The sequence below is a fragment of the Desulfarculaceae bacterium genome, assembly GCA_020444545.1.
In the GTDB taxonomy this organism is placed as follows: Bacteria; Desulfobacterota; Desulfarculia; order Desulfarculales; family Desulfarculaceae; genus Desulfoferula.
Genome location: JAHLKT010000007.1, coordinates 189,326 through 213,007, shown reverse-complemented (window position 1 = coordinate 213,007; position 23,682 = coordinate 189,326). Strand labels below are relative to the sequence as shown.

The following is a 23,682-nucleotide window of genomic DNA, read 5'->3' as shown; positions in this document are numbered from 1 at the left end:
CCGGATGCCAGGCCGCAAAAAGTAGGTAAACGCATATGAGACGCTCCGCAATGATCCTGCTGGTCCTGGCTTGCGCCTGGCTGATCCCTCCCGCCGTTTTCGCCGACGAAACCGGCGCCGTGCATCCCGGCCTGGACGCCACCACTCAGGCCAACAACCCCCTGGCCAAGATGACCGCCGTGAACTTTCAGACCTATTACATGGGGCGGATGACCGGGACCAGCGAGAATGCCAACCAGTTCTGGCTGCGTGTGGCCAAGCCCTTCGAGGTGCTCAAGACCGACTGGATCATGCGGGCCTCCCTGCCGTTGAACACCTACCCCTCCCAGGACGGAGGGCACGACACCGGCCTGGGCGACTTCAACTTCCTGGCCGCCTATCTGTTCGACACCGGCAACCCGGCGATCAGCTTCGGCATCGGGCCCCAGCTCACCGCCCCCACCGCCACCCAGGACGATCTGGGCTCGGAGAAGTGGTCGGGCGGCTTCGCCAACGTGCTGTTCAACGCCAGCTCGCACCTCTTCCAGTACGGCTATTTGCTCACCTGGCAGGCCAGCTTCGCGGGCAACGACGACCAGCAGAACGTGAACAGCGCCGCGTTCCAACCCTTCGCTTTCTTGCAGCTCGGCGACGGGGTCTACCTGCGCGCCGCCCCCATCTGGGCCTATGACCTGGAAGACGGCGGCTACAGCGTGCCCCTGGGAGTGGGCGTGGGCAAGGTCATCAAGATGGGCAAGACGGTTTTCAATCTATTCGTGGAGCCTCAGGTCTCGGTGCTCGACCGGGGAGACGGTTGGGCCGACTGGCAGATTTACGCCGGTATCAACATGCAGTTCATAGAGTAGGGAACGCGCCGCTTCCCGCCCGAGGCATAAACACCCCCGCGAGATATTGGGGCCGGCCGCCTGGCCGGTCCCAATCATTTTTTGGGCTGAACAGCGCCCGGCGGACAAAACTGGCCTAACTGTCCGACCTTGGCTGGAGTTCGCGCTCAGCCGGCGATGCCGTACTTCTTCATCTTCCGGTAGAGCACGGTGCGGTCTATGCCCAGGAGGCGGGCGGTCAGGGCCTTGTTATTGTCGGTGGAGGCCAGGGCTTCGGTGATAACCTTCTTTTCGGTCTGCCTGACCAATGCCTTGAGGTCCCAATGGTCTTCCACCACCGGCAGATGCTGCTGCCTGCGCAGATACAGGGGCAGGCTGTCGGCCTTTATGTGCTCACCCTTCATCAGCGATAGGGCCCTTTCCAGCACGTTGTGCAACTCACGCACGTTTCCCGGCCAATCGTAGGCCGTGAGTATGGCCGCCGCCTCTTCGGCCAGGGTGTAGCGCACCTGGCCGAAATCCTGGGCTATCTGTTCCAGCAGGTGGCGCGCAATGGGCAGGATGTCATCCCTGCGTTCCCGCAGGGGGCTTAAACGGATGGGCACCACGTTGAGGCGGAAGAACAGGTCCTTGCGAAAGGAGCCCTCGTTCATCATGTTTTCCAGGTTGCGGTTGGTGGCGGCCATGATGCGGCACTGGGTGCGCATGGGTTTTACCCCGCCCACCCGCTCGTAGACCTTTTCCTCCAAAATCTGCAGAAGCTTGGGCTGCATCTCCAGGGGCATCTCGCCTATCTCGTCCAAAAACAAGGTGCCCGCCCCGGCCAGCTCGAACTTGCCCGGCTTGCCCTGCGACAGGGCCCCGGTGAAGGCGCCCTTGGCGTAGCCGAAAAGCTCGGACTCAAAAAGATCGTGGGGTATGGCCGCGCAGTTGATGCGCACAAAGGGATGCAGCCGCCGATGGCTGGCATTGTGAATGGCCTGGGCGAAGATCTCCTTGCCGGTCCCGGATTCCCCGGTGATCAGCACGGGCAGGCTATGGCCTCCGGCCTGCTCGGCTTCCGCGCGGAGGCGGCTCATGCTTTGGCTGGTCCCCTTGATGCTTTGCAGGGTGTAGCGGGCCCTCCGCAGGGCGGTCAGCTCCTCTTCATAAAGCCGCACCCGCGACTCCATGAGCTCCAAGGTCTTGGCCAGGGCGTGGATCTCCCTCAGGTCCTTGAACATGATCTGCCCGAAGACGGCCATGACCTGGCCGTTCTTCTTGATGGGGATGCGCTGCACCACCAGGTCCTTTTCCTTGATGCGCTGGATCAGCATGCTTTCGGGCTTGCCGGTCTGGGCCACGATATGCATGCGGGTGTTGTCTATGACCTCGGTGACCTGGCGGCCGATCAGGTCGCTGGGGTCCACCTCCATGAAATCGGCGTAGGGCCGGTTGAAGCGGATTATCTTCCCTTCGGGGTCGGTCACCAGGGCGCCGTTTTCAATATGTTCGAAAACCAGGTCCGACAGCTCCAGCTTCTCCTCCAGCTCGGCAATGCGTTTGCGAAAGGCCTGGTTTTCCCTCAACAGGTCGAATTCGTTCTCGTTGTAACTGTAAACCGGCTGGTGCATGACCCGACTCTCCCGGAAGTGATGCGAAACAGCCACATGTGGCTAAACGGCAACAGTATCCTATGCCGGGCAAAGCCCCTGAATCAAGCTCAGGTTTTCCGGTTTGTTTTCGTTTTAAAAATTAAAGACTTTGACGCTAAGGCCCAGGGTGGGAATTAATCCTTTTCACCAGGTGAACGTAAAAAAGGCTTGGTTGGCGGCATGCGCCAATGTGTAGCAATAAGCCACACGTTGTCATGGCTTGCTTTGCGGCCATCAAATGGCTCGCGTCGTATCTCATTGAGTTAACAGTTAAAATCCAAATCAAATTATCAGGCCCGTTTGCTGCGGAGCTGGCACGTCACTTGCTCATATCACTCGGCAAGCCTTTGCATACCCATACCGGCATGAACCATGCCGCGCGAACACTCTGCCCAAGAGGTGCACTTGATGGCCGCCGAGACCTGGAAAGATTACGTCAGAAACAAGGGACACAAACCAAAACCGCTAAAAGGTCTGAGAGTCTTGGAGGTCTGCACCATAGTCTTCGGCCCTTCCGGGCCCAGCTGGCTGGCCGAGATGGGAGCCGAGGCCATCAAGGTGGAGATTCCCCCCTTGGGAGACCTGGAACGCGACCTCAGTTGTTCGGGCTACCGCTTCAAGGAGCAGAGCCCGCTTTTTTTGCATGACAACGTGAACAAGTATTACCTGGGGCTGGACCTGCACAAGCCCGAAGGCCAGGAGGTGTTTCGCCAGCTGGCCGCCAAGGCGGACATAATCGAGAACAACTTGCGCCCCGGGGTGATGGAACGCTTCAACGTCGACTACCGCAAGATAAAGGAGATCAACCCCGGGCTCATCTATATAGAGAAGAACGGCTTCGGGCAGTGGGGCACCTACGCCGAGGAGAACCGCCCCTCCAACGACGGCGCCTCCCAGGCCTTCTCCGGCCTCGCCTGGATGTCCTCCTTCCCCGGTCAGACGCCGGTGAAGCAGATGAGCTACCTTTGCGACATGTACGGCGCTTTGATGGCCGAGGTGGCGGTGCTCAGCGCCCTGCACCACCGCGACCGCACCGGCAAGGGCCAATACATAGAGATATCCCAGACCGAAAGCATCATGCGCACCATGTCCTGGGTCTGGCCCTATATGGACCTCACCGGCCAGTGCCCCCCGCCGGCCGGCAACCGGGACGTCTCCATCTGCCCGGCCGACACCTTCCGTTGCGCCGATGGCGGCTTGCTGGCCCTGGCCGCCGCCGCGCCCCAGGAGTTCGTTGGCCTTTGCCGGGCCATGGGCCGCGAGGAGCTGGCCGAGGACCCCCGCTTCGCCGAGCACCTGGAGCGCCTGAAGGATGAAAACGCCACCGAGCTGCTGGCCATCATCGCCCAGTGGGCGGCGGAGCTGACCCCCGAGGAAATAGAAAGCTTGGCCCGGCAACATGGCTTCGCCGCCTCCCGGGTGCGCGACGCCCGCCAAGTGGTGGAAGACGAGCACTGCCGCGCCCGGGGCTTCATGACCCAGGTGGACGACGCCCTGTACGGCCAATACCTGGATCACGAGTTCCCGGTGATGATGTCCAAGACTCCGCCTCAGAAAAAATGGGCCGCGCGGCCGGTGGGCTTTGACAACGAATTCCTCCTGAAAAGCATCCTCGATAAAAGCGAGCAAGAGATAGAGGGGCTCTACGAAAAGGGCGCCCTGGGCAAATGGGCCGACCGCCCCGGCAGACGGCCGCCACCGGACTGGGACGGCGAGGCCGGACTGATAATGCGCAAGCGATGAACCAAACCGGGACGGGACAACCAAGAGGGAACAGATGAACACGGCAAGACCGAAATGGGCCGAGTGGGCCGACTGGATCCGCCAAGAGGACGACCCCGCCGCCGCCGGGCCCAAGCCCGAGGCTCTGGACGACCTGGTGGTGTTGGACCTGAGCAACAACAGCTATGCCGGAGCCTACTGCTCCTCCATGCTGGCCGAGTTCGGGGCCGAGGTGATAAGGGTCGAGCCGCCGGGTGGCGACTTCTTGCGCACCTGCACCCCTTACGGCATGCGCCACCAGGGGGAGGGCCTCAACTATCTCACCGAGGGGCGCAACAAATACCACATCACCCTGGACCTGGAGCAAACCCGCGGCCGCGAGCTGCTGCGCGGGCTGGCCGCCCAGGCGGACGTGCTCATCGAGACCTACGCTCCCGGCGTAATGGACGCCTGGGGACTGGGCTACGAGGACCTGGAGCAGGCCAACCCCGGCCTCATCTTCGCCTCCATCACCTCGCAAGGCCAGTTCGGGCCCCTGAGCGATCAGCCCAGCCCGGACTACGACAACGTGGCCCAGGCCCGTTCGGGCATCCAGTACGCCACCGGGGCGGTGCCTCCCCCCGGCCAGCCCCTGGACGAGTGCCCCTGGGCGGTGTCCACCAAGGCCAGCCCCTGGATCGCCTGGTGCACCGCGGGCACCTTCATGGCCACCGGCATCCTGGCCGCCCTGCATTGGCGCATGGCCAGCGGCCGGGGCCAGGCCCTGGACGTATCCACCACCGAGGCCTACATGCGCCTGGACGACTACTCCCACATCTGGTTCCAGGGCGGGGGCCACATAACCGAACGGCTGGGCGGCCTGGACAACGCCCTGTGGCTGTATTGCTTCGCCCCCACCAGCGACGGGGGGGTGTTCCTGGGCGGTCTGCGCCTGGAGATGTGGCAGGCCTTCTGCGACCTCATGGGCAAGTGGGACGAGTGGGAGGTGGGCTCCTGGCAATCCCTTTCGCCCTTTTTGAACCGCGAGTCCCAGCTCAAATACTTTCCTGAGGTGGCCGCGTTCACCGCGCGCCACACCAGCGAAGAGCTGGTGAGGATGTCGGTGGAATACGGCCGGAGCGGCCGCCTGGCCCCGATCACCCCGGTGATCGCCCCGATCATCTCGCCGCAAGAGGCCATGGCCGATCCCAACTGGAATCAGCGGGGCATATTCACCCCCACCGAAGACCCGCTCTTCGGGCGGGTGGTGGCGGCCCAGGCCCAGCACAAGATGACCGAGACCCCCATCAGGACCAAATGGGTCTGCCGGCCGGCCGGCTATGACAACGAGTTCGTTTTTCAAAAGTACATGGGCCTGGGGCCGGCCGGCCTGCATGGGCTCAGAGAAGCCGGGGTGGTGTAATAGCCGCGGAGGACAGAGGGGCGATTCCCCGGCGCCCACGGGTTTTATGGCATAGGAAGCAGTAAGTGACGATAAATCCTAAGGAGGGAAGATTATGAAACCGATCAAGGCCATCATGGCCGGCGCCCTGATAGCGGCCCTGACCCTGGGCGGCGCCCTGGCCGCCAGCGCGGCCACCCACAAGCTGACCCTGGCCTATCTGCCGGTCAAGGGAACCACCTATGTGGAATACACCGAGCTGTTCGCCAAGAAGGTCAAGGAGGCCACGGGCGGCCAGGTCCAGATCATCCTCAACGATTCCCTGGTCAAGGGCACTCAGCTCGCGCAGTCGGTCCGCGACGACCGGGTCCAGCTGTCGACCATTCTGGGTGGTTACTACTCGGCCACCAACCCCGAGTTCGGCCTCTCCCAGCTGCCCGGGCTCATGGACAACCTGGATGAATTCCAGAAGGTCTTCTACGGCTTTTGGCGGGCGGACCTGGACAAGATGCTGGCCAAGCACTACAACAGCAAGGCCTTGATGTGGGGCCTGTTCTGCCCCCAGAACCTCATCTCCATCAAGCCGGTCAAGACTCTGGCCGACTTCAAGGGCAAGAAGATCAGGGTGCACAACATCGAGACCGCGACCCTGGTGGCGGCTATCGGCGCCAAGCCCACTCCCATGCCCGCCTCCGAGGTGCTACCCGCCCTGCAGCGCGGCATCATCGACGGCGTGTTCACCTCCTCCTGCTGGGCCTATGGCCAAGCCTTCTACACCGTGGCCAAGAACGTTTCCCTTTGGCCCATCTCGACCATCCTGCCTTTCCCCATCGTGATCAACAACGACGAGTGGAACAAACTGCCTGCCGACCTGCAAAAGAAGATCGCGGCGGTGGGGCAGAAGCTGGAGCAGGATGCCTTTGCCAACTACGCCGGCATCATTAAAAACTTCCCCAAGAAGTGGACCAGCAAGGGCGTGGAGTATTACGTGGCGCCCCAGGACCAGGTGAAGATGCTGTTCCAGGCCAAAAACATCAAGCCGGTTTACCAGGCCTTTTTCAAGCGCGCCTCCAAGGCCGGCTTTGACGGCAAGGCGTTCGTGGAAAAGGCCCTCAAGCTTTTGAACAAGAAGTTGGACTACTAATCCCCCCGCCCGGACCCGGCGCCTTTGCCGGCCTCCCCTCACCTGCGCCGGCAGGGCCCGGGCTCCGGGCAGCCCTTGATACCAGAGGTGCCGCCAATGGCGGTGAGGCAAGCCGGGCTCGGCGGCCATGACCTGCCGCAACCGGGGGAGCCGTGGGGCGAAGGCGGAACGGGAAGACTCAATCCCAAAAGAACCATGCATCAGAATCAGGAATAACCGCGTGCAAAACAAAAGCTGGTTGGAAAAAGCCATAGACGGCCTGTCGCTGGGCACAGGATGGATCTGCGGCGCCGGCACCCTGCTCATGGTGTTGATCATCAGTTACGAGGTGGTCTCCAGGTACCTGTTCAACGAGCCCACTTCCTGGGTTTCGGAGTACTCGCTGTATCTGTTCGTGGGCACGGCTTTTTTGGCGGCCGGCTACGCCCAGCGCCAGGACGCCCACATCCGGGTGGAGATCCTGGTCAACAACCTCGGCGATGCCTCGCGGCAATGGCTGTTGCAAACCTCGGCCTGGGTGAGCGTGGTTTTTCTGATCGTCGCCGCCTGGCAAATGATCCTGTTCACCTACTCCGAGTATGTGGGCGGGGCCAAGGCCTGGGGCTTGCTGGTCACGCCCCTCTGGATTCCCGAGACCGCGGTGGCCCTGGGGCTCACGGTTTATGCCCTGGCCGCCCTGGGCGAGGCCCGGGGCCTCAGCCCGGCTTTGGAGCGCTGGCGCGAAACGGCCGGCCTGTTATTGCTGGCCGCCCTGGCGCCCCTTTTGTTTCACCTGGGCCTGAAGCCGCCCAGCGTGGCGGGCACGCCGCTTGATTGGGGCACCCTCGGCGTGGTGATCGCGGTGCTGGCGACCGCCCTGCTTTGGAACGGTCCCAAAGTCGCCTTGACCACGGCGCTGTTGGTTCTCGGGGGCGGGTTGGTGTTTTACTGGTCCCGCGACCTGTCCGTCCTTGCCCAGGGCGGGGTGATGGCCGCCTACCTGCTGCTGTTGATGGCCATGGGGGTGCGCATCGCCATCTCCCTGGGCATGGTGGGCGCCCTGGGGGTGCTGTTTCTGCTGCCGGTCCCACAGTTGCAGGTGATCGCCGAGAGGGCCTGGACCAACGTCAACTCTTTCGCCTTCACCGCGGTGCCCATGTTCATTCTGATGGGGGCCTTCCTGTTGCGCAGCGGCGTGACCAGCGACTTGTTCGGGGTCATGCTCAAATGGCTCGGCCGCTTCCCCGGCGGCATCGCCCACGCCACGGTGGGCGCCTGCGGCATCTTCGCGGCGGTCTCCGGCTCCAGCCTGGCCACCGCCGCCACCATGGGCATGACCGCCTGCCCCGAAATGACCGAGCGGGGCTACAGCCCCCGCCTTACTTATGGGGTGGTGGCCGCGGGCGGCACCCTGGGCATCCTGATTCCGCCCTCCATAGCCATGATCATTTACGGCTCTTTGGTGGGCCAGCCCATCAGCGCCCTGTTCATCGCGGGCATCGTGCCCGGCCTGTTGCTCATGGCCTCGTTCATGGGCGTGGTCCTGGTATGGTCCATCATCCGGCCCCAGGCCGCGCCCCGGGGCGTTTATTACAGCTGGGGAGAGAAGTTCAGGGCCCTGAAGGGCGTTCTCCCCTTCGTGGTTCTCATCGTGGGGGTGCTGGGCTCGCTATACCTGGGAGTGGCCACCCCCACCGAGGCCGGGGCCATCGGGGCGCTCATCGCCGGCGGGCTGTGCCTGATCAAGAAAAAGATGACCTTCCAGGTCCTGCTGGACTCGGTGATGGAGACCATCAAGGTCACCTCCTTCCTGATCATCATCGTGGCCTTTGCCTCGGTGATGGGTTACGCCTTTGATTACATCCGGCTCCCCCGCATCCTGGTGGAGGTTATCCAAGGGGCCGCCCTGGCCCCCGGCATGGTGATAGCCGTGCTGGTCGTCGTCTACATCATCCTGGGCATGTTCATCGACCCGGTCTCCATGATGCTCATGACCCTGCCCATTTCCTTCCCCATCGTGACCGCCCTGGGCCTGCATCCCATCTGGTTCGGGGTGGTGTTGGTCATGATGATCGAGATCGGGTTGATCACACCGCCGGTGGGGGTGATCCTGTTCATCCTCAAAGGCATGAGCGGCGACACCTCGCTCAAGGAGATCGTCTACGGGGTGCTGCCCTTTGTGGGGGTGTTTTTAGCCAACATAATGTTGTTCTACCTCCTGCCCCAGATCATCATGTGGCTGCCCAACCAGATGAGCAGCCTGCAATGAAAACTTGCCCATTAACATCAAGACGCGCAGGGAGCGAGGTATGCCCGAGATAAACGTCGGCGAGACTTCCTTGTATTACGAGATACACGGCGAGGGAAAGCCCCTGGTCATGATCAGGGGGCTGGGGAGCAACGCGGACCACTGGTACAGCCAGATGCCCGCCCTGGCCACCAAATACCGGGTGATCACCTTCGACAACCGAGGCATCGCCCGCTCCCCGGACCCCGGCGGCGAGTTCACCGTGGCCATGATGGCCAAGGACACCCTGGAGCTGTTGGACGCCCTGTCCCTGGAGAAGCCCCATGTCATGGGCCTGTCCATGGGCGGCATGATCGCCCAGGAGCTGGCCATCAACCACCCCGAGCGGGTCGACGGTCTTGTTTTGGCCTGCACCCACCCGGGCAGCGACCGCCAGGTGCGGGCCAGCGCCGAGGTGGAGGAGCTCTTCCTGGCGATGGTCTACGAGGCCAGCCCGGAGGCCAAGATCGCCGCGGCTCCGACTCTGTTCGACCCCGAAAACCTGGCCCAGCGTCCGGAGCTGGCCCAGGAATACGCCCAAGTGTCCCTACGGCATCCCGCCGGAGCCAAGATCCTCACCAAGCAGTGGATCGCGGTGTTGGGCCACGACACCCATGACCGCCTCGGCCAGATCAAGTCTCCCACCCTGGTGCTCACCGGCGACGCCGACGTGCTGATTCCGCCGGGCAACTCGGAGATCCTGGCTCAACGCATCCCAGGCGCCAAACTGGCGGTGGTGCCGGGCGGCGGCCACCAGATCCTGGTGGAGCAGGCCGAGGCGTGCAACCAAATCATTCTGGACTTCCTGGCGGGCCTCGATGGCTAGGACAAGCTCCGGCGCCCCGGGCCGCCAGACGGTGGCATGGCATTAGGTGGACATGACGCATAAGGCACCCAAGCGGCCAAAGGCCGAAGGCTCCCCGCCGGGCGGCGGAGAGCGGCCCCGCGGCAACAAGGTGGTCCCCCTGGAGACCGCCCTGGCCGCGGTGCGAGACGGGGCCACCCTGGCCACGGGCGGCTTTGTGGGCACCGGCTTTCCCGAGGGCCTGGCCGTGGGCCTGGAGCAGCGTTTCCTGCAACGGGGCCACCCCCAAGGCCTGACCCTGGTCTACGCCGCCGGCCAGGGCGACGGCATGGGCAGGGGGCTGAATCACTTCGGGCACCCCGGCATGGTGGCCAAGGTCATCGGCGGCCACTGGGGGCTGGCCCCGGCCCTGCAAAAGTTGGCCATCGCCAACCGCATCCAGGCCTACAACCTGCCCCAGGGGGTCATCTCCCATCTCTTCCGCGACATCGCCGCCCACAAGCCGCGCACCATAACCCGCGTGGGCCTGGACACCTTTGTGGACCCCCGCCACGAAGGGGGCAAGGTAAACCAGGCCACCAGCGGGGACTTGGTGGAGCTGGTGCACTTCGACGGCCAGGAGTATCTCGCCTACCGCACCTTCCCCATCCACGCGGCCCTGCTGCGCGGCACCACGGCGGACACCAAGGGCAACGTCACGGTGGAAAGGGAGGCCCTGTCCCTGGAGTCGCAGGCCATCGCCATGGCCGCCAAGAATTCGGGGGGCGTGGTCATCGTGCAGGTGGAGAGAGTGGCCCGGGAAGGGACCCTGCGGGCCAAGGACGTCAAGATTCCCGGCATCCTGGTCGACTACGTGGTGGTGAGCCGGCCCGAGCATCATTGGCAAACCTTCGGCGAGCCCTACAACCCGGCCCTGAGCGGCGAAATACGCATGCCCATGACCTCCTTGCCGCCCATGGAGATGGGCCCGCGCAAGATTATCGCGCGGCGGGCGGCCCGGGAACTGGAGCCGGGCATGGTGGTGAACCTGGGCATCGGCATGCCCGAGGGGGTGGCGGTGGTGGCCCATGAGATGGGCATCCTGGAAGAGCTCACCTTGACCACCGAGCCCGGGGTGATCGGCGGCCTGCCCGTGGGCGGGCTCAGCTTCGGGGCGGGGATCAACACCGAGGCCATAATCTCCCAGCCCAGCCAGTTCGACTATTATGACGGCGGCGGCTTGGACCTGGCTTTTCTGGGCATGGCCCAGGTAGACCGGCAGGGCAATGTGAACGTCAGCAAGTTCGGCTCCCGCTTGGCGGGAGCGGGGGGCTTCATCAACATAAGCCAGAACGCCGGCAAGGTAGTATTCATGGGCACCTTCAACGCCTGCGGGCTCCTGGTGGCGGCAAACAACGACTGCCTGTGCATATCCCAGGAAGGAACCCAGGCCAAGTTCATCCGCCAGGTGGAGCAGGTGACCTTCAGCGGCGCGCGCGCCGCCTCCCTGGGCCGCCAGGTGATCTACGTGACTGAGCGCTGCGTGTTCCGGCTGACCCCGGAAGGATTATTGCTCACCGAGGTGGCCCCGGGCCTGGACCTGGAAGAGCACATCCTGAGCAAAATGGAATTCGCGCCCCTGGTGGCCCCGGACCTGCGGCCAATGGACCCCATGCTCTTCGCGGACTAAAAAAGCTTTTCCCCAAGACAGCCCCGAAAATCCGGCACGGCCGGTCAGGCGGACAGGAAGCTCCCGATGGCTCGGCTCCGGCCCGCATGGGGCTGGATGATTATATAGAAGTGATCGAGCCCTTCCAGGCCCTCGCGGCGGGCCTGGGGCAGGCTGCGCGGCAAACTCTGCATGGCGTCCCTGGGGAGCACCAGCTGGTCCGGGGCGCGGAGCATTTGGGGTTGGGTCATCTCAGGCGTCCTTGGGGGGCGGCATGACCATGGCCTCGCCGCTGAGCACTTCCTGGCCTTCCTGGTTGAGGCAGGTGGTCGCCACCCGGATGCGGTTTTTCTCGGGCCACATCTCCAAGACCTCGAGGCGCACGGTGATGTCGTCGCCTATGAACACCGGGCGCTGGAAGCGCACCGACTGGGACATGTAGATGGTGCCCGAGCCGGGGAACTGGGTGCCGAACACCCCGGAGATGAACCCGGCGGTGAGCATGCCCTGGGCCACCCGGCGGCCGAAGATGCTTTTGGCCGCGGCCTCGTCGTCAAAGTGGATGGGGTTGTCGTCGCCGGTGGCCTCGGCAAAGGCGGCGATGCGCTTTTCATCCACGGTCAAGGTGGTCTCGTAGATCTGGCCCACGCTCAGGCGGTCGATGCTGTTGACTTGGCTCATGGCTGCATACCTTTCTGGTTATCTCAGACACCCCATTGTAGCGCGGCCGCCGCGCAGGTGAAACCTGTGCCGGCCGCGGCCAGGGCCACCACTCCTCCCTGGGGCGGCAGTCCTTGGCGGCGGGCCAGGGCGCTTTGGGCCGCCGCCGGGAGCCGCTCCTCAAAGGACTTCTCCAGAGGGAAGCTAAACAGCCTGTGTTTTGTATCGGATAAATTTGATAGTAGAAATCGTGATATTCAGGCTCAGGGCCTGCGCCTCTAGTTGGCTCGCCTTAAAGAACTATTGCAGGAATTCGGACATAGGGGCAACTTTCACTCCCTCGGCGGTCAGTTTCCCGCGGATGGACTTAACCAACTCCAGGGCGGTGGGCGTGTCGCCGTGCACGCAAAGGGTCTGCGCTTCCAGGTCGATCACGCTGCCGTCGGTAGTGACCATCTTTTGCTCCGTGGCCACCCGGTAGGCCCTCTCGGCGACCTCGGCCGGGTCCGTGACCACCGCGCCGGGCTCCCCCCTAAGGGTGAGGGTGCCTTGGGGAGTGTAGGCCCGGTCGGGAAAGGCCTCGAAGGCCACCTTGAGCCCCACTTGCTTGGCCACCTGTCGCATCACCTCGCCCCTGGCACCGGCAAAGGCCACATAGATGAGCCCGGGATTGTAATCGTAGACCGCCTGGGCGATGACCCTGGCCTGATCCTCCCGATCCAGGCAATCGAGGTAGAGCTTGCCGTGGGGCTTCACGTGGCTGAGGGCGATGCCGTGCAGGCGGCAAAATGCGTCCAGAGCACCCACTTGGTAAACAACGTAGTCGCGCAGCTCCGCAGGTGAGCATTCCATGTGCCGCCGGCCGAATCCCAGCAGGTCCGGATAGCCGGGGTGGGCGCCCACGCTTACGCCGTGTTCGGCCGCCATGGCCACGGTCTTGTTCATTACCACCGGGTCTCCGGCGTGCCAGCCGCAGGCGATGTTAGCCGAGGTGATGTGCTCCATCACCTGCTGGTCATAACCCATGCTGTAGGGCCCGAAGCTTTCGCCCATGTCGCAGTTGAGGTCTATCACGCTCATTTACATTGCCTCACTTGATTGGCGGAAGCCAGGCATCCAAGGCGAGCCACCTTTGGCGCTCGGCCTGGTGCGCCTGGTCCAATTCCACGGCTTGGAAGCTTATCTCGAACCCGGGCGGCGCTTGGCCCACCTTGTCGATGTCGGCGGATATGATGCAAGCGATCTTGGTGTAACCGCCGGTGGTGCCGCGCTCCCTGAGCAGCAGCACCGGGCGCCCCTGGCCCGGCACCTGGACCGCGCCCAAGGGCGTGGCCTCGCTCACCACGATAGGCCCGTCGGAGTGCTCTATACGCGGCCCGTCGAGGCGGTAGCCCATGCGGTTGGACTCGGTGGTCACCTTAAAAGTGGAGCTTAGAAAAGTCGCGATGCCCTGGCTGGTGAAGCGCTCCTCTTGCGGGCCGATTACGACCCTGAGCACCCGGGGGCCGTCCAGGGGCAGCAGCAAATCGGCGGGCACATCAGAGGTCGCCCGGACGCTTTCAGGGTCGGAAAGGCATTGCAGCAGATCGTCCTTTTGCAGGGATCGCCCCGCGGGGCCTCCGAAACCGGCATAGATGTAGGTGGAGCGGCTGCCCAGGACCAGGGGGGTGTCCATACCGCCCGGGACCGCCAGATAGGCCCGCATGCCGTTGCGCCGGGGACCGAACTTCAACACCTGCCCCGCTGCGGCGCGGTAGGCCCGCCCCGGCGCGAGGGGCTCGCCGCCCAGCCGGGCCGAAAGGTCGGCGCCGGCCAGAGCGAAGCTTCCGTCCCGCTGGAAGCGCAGCCTGGGGCCCACCAGGGTCATCTCCAGGGCGGCGGCGTTGTCCGGGTTACCCAACAGGCGGTTGGCCTGCACCAGGGAGTAGCAGTCCATGCCTCCGGCCTCGGCAATGCCCAGGCTCTGATATCCCGGCCTGCCCAAGTCTTGCACCGAGCTTTGGGCGCCGGGTTGCAAAACCCTTATGAAGGCAACGCCCTCAGTCATGGCCGAGGATCTCCACCCCGTCGTAAAGCTTTACGGCCCGCGCCTCTATGTCCCGATACTCGGCCAGGTCCACGGCGGCGAACCGCACCCGGTCCCCCGGTTTGAACAGGGTCAGGTCCGAATGCTCGAGCTGGAAAAGCTGCACCGGGGTGCTGCCCACTATGCGCATGCCCCCCGGGGTGGCCCGGGGGTAAATCACGGTTTGCCCCACGCTGATGGCCACCGCCCCCTTGGGGGTGTGGGTGCGCGGCGACTGCATCAGGGGCACGTGCAGCTGCTCCTGCAAAGGCCCGATGAAAGGGCAGCCGGGGGTGAAGCCGAGCTGAAACACGAAGTAGGCTTCTTGGGTGTGCAGGCTGATCACTTCCCGCGGGCTGAGTCCGGTGTAGTCGCAGATATATTCCATGTCCGGCGCATAGGGCCCCTGGTAGCAAACCGGTATGCGCAGCAGCCTTCCCGCGTTTTCCTCATCCTTGCGGCTCATGGCCGTCTCGGCCATCTCCTCCAGGCGCGACTTCAGCTCCTGGAAAGCGACGGCGTCGGGATCGTAGAGCACGGTCAAGGAGGCGTAGGTGGGCACCATCTCCCGCAGGCCGGGGATGGATTGGGACTCGAGCATACCGCTCAAGGCCCGCACCGGGCGGTTGACCTCCAGGCTGCGCTCGTCCCCAAAGGTTATGCGCAAGGCACGGTCCCCGGACGGCTTTAATTGAGGCTTCGGGAAAAGCATGCTCTATCGATTAACCCAGCACCTCGTTGATGGCCTCTTTAATGGCAACGGCCACCTGGGTGATTTGTTCCCGGTCCATGATAAAAGGCGGCGACACCACCAAGGCGTCCCCATCCACGCCGGCCAAACCTACCGCCTTATACACGAGGATGCCACGCTCGAAAAGATGCTGCCACAGGCGCTCGGTCACCTTTTCGCTCCGGGCAAAGGGCCGCAAAGTCTGTTTGTCGGCCACCAGCTCCACGCCCCAGAGCATGCCGACTCCCCTCACGCTGGCCACGAAAGGCGAGTCGAGCAAGTGCCGGCTAAGCTGCTCCCCCAAAAAAGGCTCCATGGCCCCGGCCCGCTCGACAAGTTTTTCCTTCTCCAGAATGCGCACCGCGGCCAAGCCGGCGGCGCAGCCCACCGGGTGGTGGCTGTAGGTGCCGCCGTGGTTGAAGGCGCCCAGGCCTTGCTCCACCGCCGCGTAATGCTCCTGGCTCACCGCCACGGCGGACAAGGCCAAATGACCGCCGGTGAGCCCCTTGCCCAGGGTCATCATGTCCGGGGTCACCCCATAGCGGCAACCGGCGAACCAGTCGCCCGTGCGCCCCATGCCGGTCATGACCTCGTCGAAGATCAAAAGCACCCCGTATCGGCTGCAGATATCACGCACCATCTCCAGGTAGCCTTCCGGAGGAGGCCACCCGGCCAGGGTGGCGCCGCTCACCGGCTCGATAAGAAAGGCCGAGACCACCTTGGGGCCCAGGTTCTGGATGGTCTCATCCAGGGCCAAGGCGCAGCGCAGCCCGCAGGAGGGGTGCTCCAAACCGTAGGAGCAGCGCAGGCAATAGGGCGGCGGTATGTGCACCGCGTCGTGAATCATAGGCATGTAGGCCGTGCGGAAGGCCGGGCGGCCGGCCGCGGCCAAGGCGCCCATGGTCAGGCCGTGGTAGGAGCGCCAGCGGGAGATCAGCACGGTCCTGTCGTGCTCCCCCCGGGCCTGGTGGATCTGCCGGGCCAGCTTTATGGCGGTCTCGTTGGCCTCCGAACCGGAGGTCATGAAGTAGAAGCGATTCAAATCGCCGGGGGTATGGGCGGACAGAGCCGTGGCCAAATCCTCCACCGGCACGCTGGTGAACATGGTGGGATGGGCGTAGGAAAGCTTGCCCATTTGCTCGGCCACCGCCCGGACTATCTCTTCCCTGGCATGGCCCAGGTTGACCACCACCGCGCCCCCCGAGGCGTCGAGATAGCGCTTGCCGTCCGCGTCGAAAAGCCAAACCCCCTCGCCGGAAACCGCCATGGGCAACGGCTCGCCCAGGCGGCGGGGAAACACCGAACTGCTGGTCCCGGACATGATTACTCCCTCGGCCGGACCCCGTCTCCCGGGGCCGGGACATCGAACAGCCTAGTCTTCGGCCAAATACACTTTGCGCACCAGCTCGCTCTGGGCCATCTCCCGGGCGGTGCCCGAGGCCACGATGTGCCCGGATTCCAGCAGGTGGCAGGTGTCGGCCACTTCCAGGGCCAGCTTGGCCTCCTGCTCCACCATCAAAAGGGTCACCCCCCACTCCTGGTTGATGCGCAACAGAGTGTCGTAGATGTCGCGCACCACCATGGGGGCCAGGCCCATGGATATCTCGTCGGAAAGGATCAGCCTGGGCCGGGACATCAGGGCGCGCCCCACGGCCAGCATCTGCTGCTCGCCCCCGCTCATGGTGCCGGCCAGCTGCTTGCGCCGCTCGGCCAAACGGGGAAAAAGCTCGTACACCTCGCGCAGCAGCTCGTTTTTCTGGGCCTGGTCGCCCAGGGCGGTGGCCCCCAGCTCCAGGTTCTCCCACACCGTCATCTTGGGGAAGACCAGGCGGCCTTCGGGTATCTGGGCGATGCCCAGGCCCACCACCCGGTGGGCGGGCACCTGGTCGATCCTCTGGCCCTGGAACCAAACCTCTCCCGCGCGGATGGGCAACAGCCCGCTGATCACGTTGACCGTGGAGCTCTTGCCGGCCCCGTTGGCCCCCAGGAGGGAGACGCGCTGCCCCGCCTCCAGGGTCAGGCTGACTTCGTGCAGGGCCACCGCCGGGCCATAGCCCGCCACGACCTGTTTCAACTCCAGCAAGGCCAAGCTTATTCCCCTAGATAGGATTTGATGACTTCGGGGTTCTTTTGTATCTCCGACGGGGCGCCCTCGGCGATCTTGTTGCCGAAGCTCAAGACCATCATGCGGCCGCAGTGATGCATCATGGCCCGCATGTTGTGCTCGATGATGAAGATGGTCATGCCCTGGCGGTTTAGCGCCGCGATATGGCCCATCACCTGGTCCACCTCCGCGGCCACCAGCCCGGTGAGGGGCTCGTCCAGGACCAGCACCTTGGGCCGAGGCGCGATGGCGATGCCGATGGCCACCACCTTTTGCAGGCCATAAGGCAGGTTGGCCGCCTTTTCCTCGGCCTGCCCGCTCAGATCCAGGGTCTCCATCACCTCCTGGGCCCGCGCCTCTATGTCCCGATCCTTGGCCCGGGCCCCCGCGGTGCGCATTATGGATTCCAAAAGGCCCACCCCGGCCAGTTCGCGCACCCCCATCATGATGTTCTGGCGCACCGTGAGGTCGAAGAACAGAGTGGAGTGCTGGAAGGTGCGGCTGAGGCCCATCTTGATGATGCGGTCCGGCCTGAGGCCGGTTATGAGTTGGCCGTCGAAGGTGATCTGTCCCCGGCTGGGGCGGTACATGCCGCTGATCAGGTTGACCATCACCGACTTGCCGGCGCCGTTGGGCCCGATGAGCCCAAAGAACTCGCCGGTCTCCACCGCGAAGCTCACCTCGGTCAGGGCCTCCAACCCGCCGAAGTTCTTGCCCACCTCGCTCACCCGCAGGATTTCCCTATCGTCCATGACCGGCCTCCCCCTCCTTGTTGCCGCGGCTCAACCGGGCGCGGATAACCGCGGGCAGGGAGATCATGCCGCCGGGCAACATGGTGATGAAGAAGATGATGATCAGGCCGTAGATCACCATGCGCCAGTAGCCCACCGCGAACAGGTACTCGTTCAGGCCCGTGAGGATCACCGCCCCCACGATGGGCCCGGCGATGCTGCCCATGCCTCCAATGAGGTTGAACATGATGATGTCCAGCGAGGTGAAGAAGGTGAAGGTCTCGGGCGAGATGGCCGTGAGGTAGCTGGCCAGGATGCCCCCGCCGATGCCGGTGATGAAGCAGCCCAGCACGAAGACCATGACCTTGTACTTGCGCACGTAGAGCCCGCAGAAGGTGACCAGTTCGTCGTTGAGCCCGATGGACTTGTTGATCAGCCCGATCTTGGAACCGGCCACCCGCCAGACCAGCCAGAGCACCGCGAAGCCGTATAGGAGGGCGATGTAGTAATAGCCGGTCCAGGACTCGCTGAACAGGGAAACGCCCTCCGGGCCGGGGATGTCGATGATGCCCATGGCCCCGCCGAAGGGATGCTCGAAGGAGGTGAGCACCGGGTGCAGCATCTCGGCGAAGGACCAGGTGACCAGCAAAAAGAAGATTCGCTTGAGGTGCACGATGAGGTAGCCCAGCATCAGGGCGAACAGCGCGGCCACCGCCGCCCCGGCCAGATAGCCCAGCCACACCACGCTGATCAGCTCGTACTTGGCCACCAGGATGCCGGTGGTGTAGGCCCCGATGGTGATGAAGCCGCCCTGGCCCAGGCTGAGTTCACCGGCCTGGAGCATCAGCCACAGGCACAGGCCGAAGCCCACGTTGAGCAGGATGCGGATGCCGATGTGGGCGCTGAGCTCCCACATCTCCGGCGCGGCCAGCTTGAACAGGGGCGGCAACAGGGCCAGGACGGCCATGACCGCCAGCCCCGCGATATAGGGGATCAGCTTCTTATTCATCGCCCATGATCCCGGCCGGTTTGAAGATGAGGATGAGGATCACCAGGCCGAATCCCATGAAGTGGCTGGCCTGGTGCCCCAGGAGGCTGCCTCCGAAAGAGTCGATGAACCCCAGGATGTAGGCCGCGATCACCGAGCCGGTGACGCTGCCCAGGCCGCCCAGGATGATGATGATGAAGGCCTTGAGCATGGGGGTGGAGCCGCAGGAGGGGTCCACCGAGTACAGGGTGCTCACCAGCCCGCCGGCCAGGGCGGCCAGGGTAACTCCCAGGGCGAAGCCCTTGGCCGCGGCCCGATCGGCGTTGATGCCCATCAGCTCGGCGGCGCGGGGGTTCTGCTCCACCGCCCTGAGCTGGCGGCCCAGGGTGGTGCGGCCCACCAGGTAGTAGACTCCCACCATGATGGCGATGGCGATGATGCCCACCCACATCTTGTTGGCCGGCAACACCGCCCCGCCCGGGAAACGGATCAGGCCGGTTATGGGGAAGCTCACCGCTTTCTGCTCGGTGCCGAACACCTGCCAGCCCAGGCCCTCCATGAGCATCCACACGCCCACGGTGGCCATGTAGCCGGCCAGCCAGATGTGGCGGATGTTGCGGAAGATGGATCGCTCGAACGCCGCCCCGATAAAAGGAAAGACCAGCACCAGGGAAAACAGGGAGACGAAATAGGGCAGGCCCAAAACCTCGGTGGCGTAATAGGTGGCCATGGCGCCCAGCATGAAGAACACGCCGTGGGCCATGTTCACCTGGTGCATGATGCCGTAGATCAGGGTGAGCCCCGAGGCCACCAACATATAGATGGAACCCAGCACCAGCCCGGTGACCACCATCTGCATGAACATCTGTGTCGTCACGGTGTCAACCGATTTCCCTTGGGGTCTTTGAGCAAGGCCGGCCGGCGCACCGGGCTTGGGGGCGCCGGCCGGCCGTTGGGGTTAGATGGCGCGCGGCCTTACTGCCAGATCACCGGCTTGCCGTCCTTGAGCTCGGTCAGGGGCAGCGGGGAGGTGTACTGGTTGTTGATGCCGTAGCCGGGCAGCAGGGGGTTGTCCTTGCCGATCAGCTTGAGGTCGCCCAACAGGCTCTTGATCTCCAGGTCGCGCATGACCGCCACGATCTTGTCCGGGTCCAGGCTCTGGGCCTTTTGCACTGCGGCCGACATGTGCATGAAGGCCATGTAGCTCTCCCAGCTGTTGGCCCCGGGGTCCTGGTCGTAGAGCTTGCGGTACTTAGCCCAGTAGTCCTTGAAGGCCTGGGTGGGAAGCTGGTCCGGCGGCCACAGGCGCAGCATGATCACGCCTTCCACGTTCTTCTTGCCGCCGATCTTGACCAGGGGGCCCACCTTGGGAGCGCCGGTGAGGTTGGTGAAGGTGCCCTTGTAGCCAAGCTCCCGGGCCTGCTTGATCAAAAGGGCCAGGCCCGCCGCGGGCCAGGCGCCGCCCTCGATATGGTCGGGATTCTTTGCCAGTATCCGGGTAAGCGCCGGGGAGAAGTCGCCGGTGTCGATGGGCACGAACTCCTCGGCCACCAGGATGTCACTCATGTTGTTGACCTTGAGCGCGTTCTTCAGGGTCTTGGCGTCGCTGTGCCCCAGAACGTTGTCGGCGGTGAGCAGCACCAGCCTTTTGACGCCGAGCTTCTTGTAAATCTTGATGCCCTCGATGGCCATGGTCAGGTCGGCCGAAGGCATGGTGCGGAACAGGTACTTGTTCTTGGCGTTGGTGAAGTCGGCCCCGCCGGCAATGGCGGCGATGGTGATTATTTTGTTCTTGTTGATCAGGGGAATTTGCGGCTTGGTCACCGCCCCGCCCAGGGTGCACATGAACTTGGCCCCTTGGGCCACGCCCCGTTTCAGGCAGGAAATCGCGTCAGCGGGAATGTAGCGGTTGTCGCACTGGATCTTTTCCCACATGTAGGTGGTGTCGCCGATCTTGATGCCACCGGCCTTGTTCACCGCTTCCACCGCCAGGCCCACGCCGCGGTCCTGGGAAAAGCCCCAAGAGGCGGCCTTGCCCGAGAAGGGGTTGTTGGAGAGGATCTTCAGGGTTTTGGTCTCGGCCAGGCCGGTCCCGGTCAAGGCAGGGGAAACCACCAGCAAACCGGCCAGGGCCATAAGGCCCAGCAGCCCGAGGGTCTTCGCCAAGGGTTTAATGGATACACACATTGCAATGCCTCCTTATTTTGCTATTTATCCTCTAGAGCCTTACCGGCAAAGTTCGGCAAAAGACCCGGTGTTCTCCGGCTGGTGCCTGGTGATGGCCCCACGAGGCCGCAAGGGGCGGATTTCCCCGGCCTCTTCGCTTGGGCAGGCGCAATTTCGCCTATAAAACGACAGCTATGGGGCGAATGGGCGAACCGGTGCCGCCCCTTATCTTCAGAGGTAGAGCGATAAACAAGAAATCGGCCGCCTTGTCGGCCGCCAGTTCCTCCAGGTTGAGCACTTCCATGATGTGTATTCCGTTTTCCACCAGCAGGATGCCGTGAACCGGTAATCCCGGCGAAGGCGTCTTTTCAAGCGCCGAAGTGTCGCTGCCTACAAACTTGACTCCCTTGTCGGCCAACCAGCGCGCTCCGCTTTCCACCAGGCCCGGAGCGCCGTGTTCATGACCGATGTATTTTTGCGGGTCGGAAAAGTGTTGTATCCATCCGGTGCGGATGAGCACGGCATCGCCGGGGCCCAACTCGGCCCCGCAGGCCCGGGAGGCGCCTTCAAGGGCCGGGGGGTCGATGGGGTAGCCGCTTTCCAGGCAATCCACTCCCAGGTGCCCCGCGATATCCAGCAGGTGACCCTTGCAGAAGATAGGGTCCACCTCCTCTATGCCGCCTTTTTTAAGGCCCTCATAACCCTGGAAGGGGGTGATGTCCCCCACCCCGTGCACTTGACGGTTCACGCTGATGTGGCCCAGGGCGTCGATGTGGGTGCCTGTGTGCCCGCCAGTGGAAAAGACGCAATTGGCGGCGGTCAGGCCCTCGTCCCCGTATGGCAGGTCCCCGTGAAGCCGGCCCAGCGAAAAGGTGAAAGGCGGATGGGTGGGAAAATGAGGCATGCCCACGAAATAGTCCATGCCTAGGTCGTAAACTTTGGCCTTTTGGGCCAAGGCGGCCAGCTCCTCGGGATTCAAGCCTCGTCCCCCATTTGAAGACGATCATGCCAAGAGAGCGAGTTGTGCTCGGTGGCCCTTACGTGAGCCTCCATGGCCTTGGCGGCCGCCTCGCCGTCGTTTTCAGCCAGCTTTTCGATTACCAGGGCGTGCTCCACATCCACCTCCGGCAACCGGCCGGGACGGGTCATGGCGCGAACCCCCATCCAATCGATGAGGTCGCGCACGTTCTCCAAGGCCACGACCATGTAGCTGTTGTTGGCCAGGGAGGCCATGTAGGAATGGTATATGCGGTCGTTTTTGATGTAGCCGACATGATCGTCGGCCTCGGTGGCCGCCACGCAAGCGTTGTGTATCTCCCACAGCCGCTCTATCTGGGAGGGGGTGATGTGCCCGGCCACTTTGCGCATTACCGCAACTTCCAGCACCAGGCGGAAATCGTAGAGATCCTTGATCTCATCGATGGAGAGAGACCTGATTACGATCCCCTTGCGCGGCACCAAGTTGACAAAGCCGCGCAGGGCAAGGTCCAGCAAGGCTTCGTGAACCGGGGTCTTGGACATGCCCAGTTGTTTGGCCAGGGAATGTTCGCTGTAGGTGTGGCCGGCCTTGAGCGTGTTGCTCATGATCCCTTCCTTGATGGCGTCGAAAGCCATCTCTCTTAGGGAAGGCGGCACCTTTACGGCGGATAGCGAGTTTTCCTTGTGGCGGTTCATAACTGACCAACTGAGATATCAGATATAATATCTCTGAATAACATCTTCACAAATTTACTGTCAACAGGAAACTTTTTATTCAACGAGCAGACTTATGTCGCGCAGGCGGTGGTTCTGGGCATTTGTCGCGTCTGCAACTTGGCCAACATGCTTAATTTAATCGCAAAAACCCACGACCCATTGAGCGGGCCGGCCGCCGGTTTTCCACCTTGAACACCGAATCGGGCGGGTGAACGCAATTCATGCCGGCACCAAAGGGCCAGGTATACAGCGACGCTGTGGATGCCATGCGAGAATGGCAACGGGCCGGCCTGCTCCTGTATATCTACTCTTCGGGCTCGGCGGAGGCGCGGAAGCTGCGGTTCGCCCACAGCGAACACGGCGACCTCTTTGGCTTGTTCTCCGGCTATTTTGATCTGGCGGTCGGTGGGAAAGAAGATGCCGGCATGCAAAGCGTGGGGATGGTGCGGCAAGGTCACTTGCCTACCGAAGTGCCTTACAAATTAGCCCGGGATTTTAGCTTTATTGACCGCACCATCTCCCAAAATCGCCTAAGTCGTCCCGGCCTATACACGGGGTAGGGTGCGGACCGTTCACGCCTTTCAGCGGCGTTTTTCGCCTGTCTGGTGGGGTTGAGTTCAGGTTTTTGTAGCTATGGATTTTTACTTGGCCGGCCCAACACAAGCCGGACCGACCAAGGCTAAATCCAAAACAAGATATGGCGACGAGCTCGGCGGCCACCTTGAAAGAAACCCGCCTAGCTGGCCTTTTGGGCCTGGCCCATGCCGCTGACCACCTGCGCGTCGTTGTTTTTCACGTTGAGCCAGCCGTGGTACAGGATCAGCTCGGGATGCGAGTCCAGGCTGGCGAAGTCGCGCACCGTCACGCCCCGCGCCCCGGCCGCCGCCGCGTCGTACACCCGGAAATCGCGCATGTGCTCGCCCTGGTCCGAGTGCTTCTGCACCTGCTTGAGCTTCCAGACCCAGTCCGGGTCCTCGCGGAACTTGACCACCAGGTCGCGGCCCACCGAGGCGTTAATGTCCCGGGGCCTTTCACCCTTGGGCTGGGCGGTCTGGGCCGCGCCCTCCTGCTTGCCTTCGCGCTTGAACAGCTTGCCGAACATCTTGATTCCTCCTGCTG

General features: G+C 63.4%; 23 protein-coding genes. 8 read left to right on the top strand and 15 right to left on the bottom strand.

What is annotated here, in order from left to right; genetic code table 11:
- Positions 1-35: 35 nt before the first annotated feature.
- Entirely contained in the window at positions 36-845 is an 810-nt protein-coding gene (locus tag KQH53_18675) for a hypothetical protein (protein ID MCB2228708.1), read from the top strand.
- 146 nt (positions 846-991) lie between these two features.
- On the opposite strand, the gene KQH53_18670 is transcribed toward KQH53_18675, so the two are convergent.
- Positions 992-2,437 (bottom strand): sigma 54-interacting transcriptional regulator, encoded by a 1,446-nt coding sequence (locus KQH53_18670; GenBank protein MCB2228707.1) that lies wholly within the window; start codon positions 2,435-2,437, stop codon positions 992-994.
- A gap of 393 nt (positions 2,438-2,830) precedes the next feature.
- Here KQH53_18670 and KQH53_18665 point away from each other — a divergent pair, with 393 nt between their 5' ends.
- The 6 genes from KQH53_18665 to KQH53_18640 all read left to right on the top strand — a co-directional run bounded on the left by KQH53_18665 (position 2,831) and on the right by KQH53_18640 (position 11,445).
- A complete protein-coding gene (locus KQH53_18665) occupies positions 2,831-4,201 on the top strand; it encodes a CoA transferase (GenBank protein MCB2228706.1) in 1,371 nt (456 codons plus the stop codon).
- Positions 4,202-4,235: 34 nt separating this feature from the next.
- A complete protein-coding gene (locus KQH53_18660; protein ID MCB2228705.1) occupies positions 4,236-5,582 on the top strand; it encodes a CoA transferase in 1,347 nt (448 codons plus the stop codon).
- 94 nt (positions 5,583-5,676) lie between these two features.
- A complete protein-coding gene (gene dctP / locus KQH53_18655; protein ID MCB2228704.1) occupies positions 5,677-6,705 on the top strand; it encodes a TRAP transporter substrate-binding protein DctP in 1,029 nt (342 codons plus the stop codon).
- A gap of 220 nt (positions 6,706-6,925) precedes the next feature.
- Positions 6,926-8,953 carry a TRAP transporter large permease subunit gene (locus KQH53_18650; protein MCB2228703.1) on the top strand — a complete coding sequence of 676 codons (2,028 nt, stop codon included), beginning with the start codon at positions 6,926-6,928 and terminating at the stop codon, positions 8,951-8,953.
- A 40-nt stretch (positions 8,954-8,993) separates the two neighbouring features.
- Positions 8,994-9,797, top strand: coding sequence for an alpha/beta hydrolase (locus tag KQH53_18645; protein ID MCB2228702.1), 804 nt, complete (start codon positions 8,994-8,996; stop codon positions 9,795-9,797).
- Between the two features lie 52 nt (positions 9,798-9,849).
- A complete protein-coding gene (locus KQH53_18640) occupies positions 9,850-11,445 on the top strand; it encodes an acyl CoA:acetate/3-ketoacid CoA transferase (protein ID MCB2228701.1) in 1,596 nt (531 codons plus the stop codon).
- A 44-nt stretch (positions 11,446-11,489) separates the two neighbouring features.
- On the opposite strand, the gene KQH53_18635 is transcribed toward KQH53_18640, so the two are convergent.
- The 13 genes from KQH53_18635 to KQH53_18575 form a co-directional block, all read right to left on the bottom strand.
- Entirely contained in the window at positions 11,490-11,675 is a 186-nt protein-coding gene (locus KQH53_18635) for a hypothetical protein (protein ID MCB2228700.1), read from the bottom strand.
- Position 11,676: 1 nt separating this feature from the next.
- On the bottom strand, positions 11,677-12,105 hold the full coding sequence (locus KQH53_18630; GenBank protein ID MCB2228699.1) for a MaoC family dehydratase: 429 nt from the start codon (positions 12,103-12,105) through the stop codon (positions 11,677-11,679).
- 279 nt (positions 12,106-12,384) lie between these two features.
- Positions 12,385-13,164 (bottom strand): 5-oxoprolinase subunit PxpA, encoded by a 780-nt coding sequence (locus tag KQH53_18625; protein ID MCB2228698.1) that lies wholly within the window; start codon positions 13,162-13,164, stop codon positions 12,385-12,387.
- Positions 13,165-13,174: 10 nt separating this feature from the next.
- A complete protein-coding gene (locus KQH53_18620) occupies positions 13,175-14,131 on the bottom strand; it encodes a biotin-dependent carboxyltransferase family protein (GenBank protein ID MCB2228697.1) in 957 nt (318 codons plus the stop codon).
- Complete coding sequence (gene pxpB, locus KQH53_18615; protein ID MCB2228696.1) at positions 14,124-14,816, bottom strand: 5-oxoprolinase subunit PxpB; 693 nt, start codon at positions 14,814-14,816, stop codon at positions 14,124-14,126. Before pxpB ends, KQH53_18620 begins: the two co-directional genes overlap by 8 nt.
- Before the next feature lie 55 nt (positions 14,817-14,871).
- Positions 14,872-16,200 (bottom strand): aspartate aminotransferase family protein, encoded by a 1,329-nt coding sequence (locus KQH53_18610; GenBank protein ID MCB2228695.1) that lies wholly within the window; start codon positions 16,198-16,200, stop codon positions 14,872-14,874.
- Between the two features lie 51 nt (positions 16,201-16,251).
- Complete coding sequence (locus KQH53_18605) at positions 16,252-16,968, bottom strand: ABC transporter ATP-binding protein (GenBank protein ID MCB2228694.1); 717 nt, start codon at positions 16,966-16,968, stop codon at positions 16,252-16,254.
- Between the two features lie 2 nt (positions 16,969-16,970).
- The gene (locus KQH53_18600; GenBank protein MCB2228693.1) at positions 16,971-17,735 is read right to left on the bottom strand and encodes an ABC transporter ATP-binding protein; all 765 of its coding nucleotides are present in this window, start codon (positions 17,733-17,735) and stop codon (positions 16,971-16,973) included.
- Positions 17,725-18,723 (bottom strand): branched-chain amino acid ABC transporter permease, encoded by a 999-nt coding sequence (locus tag KQH53_18595; protein ID MCB2228692.1) that lies wholly within the window; start codon positions 18,721-18,723, stop codon positions 17,725-17,727. The genes KQH53_18600 and KQH53_18595 overlap by 11 nt, the downstream gene beginning before the upstream one ends.
- Complete coding sequence (locus KQH53_18590) at positions 18,716-19,579, bottom strand: branched-chain amino acid ABC transporter permease (GenBank protein MCB2228691.1); 864 nt, start codon at positions 19,577-19,579, stop codon at positions 18,716-18,718. Before KQH53_18590 ends, KQH53_18595 begins: the two co-directional genes overlap by 8 nt.
- A 98-nt stretch (positions 19,580-19,677) precedes the next feature.
- A complete protein-coding gene (locus KQH53_18585) occupies positions 19,678-20,868 on the bottom strand; it encodes an ABC transporter substrate-binding protein (protein ID MCB2228690.1) in 1,191 nt (396 codons plus the stop codon).
- A gap of 178 nt (positions 20,869-21,046) precedes the next feature.
- The gene (locus KQH53_18580; GenBank protein ID MCB2228689.1) at positions 21,047-21,847 is read right to left on the bottom strand and encodes a cyclase family protein; all 801 of its coding nucleotides are present in this window, start codon (positions 21,845-21,847) and stop codon (positions 21,047-21,049) included.
- On the bottom strand, positions 21,844-22,482 hold the full coding sequence (locus KQH53_18575; GenBank protein MCB2228688.1) for a GntR family transcriptional regulator: 639 nt from the start codon (positions 22,480-22,482) through the stop codon (positions 21,844-21,846). The genes KQH53_18580 and KQH53_18575 overlap by 4 nt, the downstream gene beginning before the upstream one ends.
- 302 nt (positions 22,483-22,784) lie before the next feature.
- Between KQH53_18575 and KQH53_18570 the strand changes: the two genes are divergently transcribed.
- Positions 22,785-23,123 carry a hypothetical protein gene (locus tag KQH53_18570; GenBank protein MCB2228687.1) on the top strand — a complete coding sequence of 113 codons (339 nt, stop codon included), beginning with the start codon at positions 22,785-22,787 and terminating at the stop codon, positions 23,121-23,123.
- Positions 23,124-23,299: 176 nt separating this feature from the next.
- Here KQH53_18570 and KQH53_18565 read toward each other — a convergent pair whose 3' ends face one another.
- Positions 23,300-23,665, bottom strand: a complete 366-nt coding sequence (locus KQH53_18565) for a hypothetical protein (protein MCB2228686.1) — start codon at positions 23,663-23,665, stop codon at positions 23,300-23,302.
- Positions 23,666-23,682: the final 17 nt, after the last annotated feature.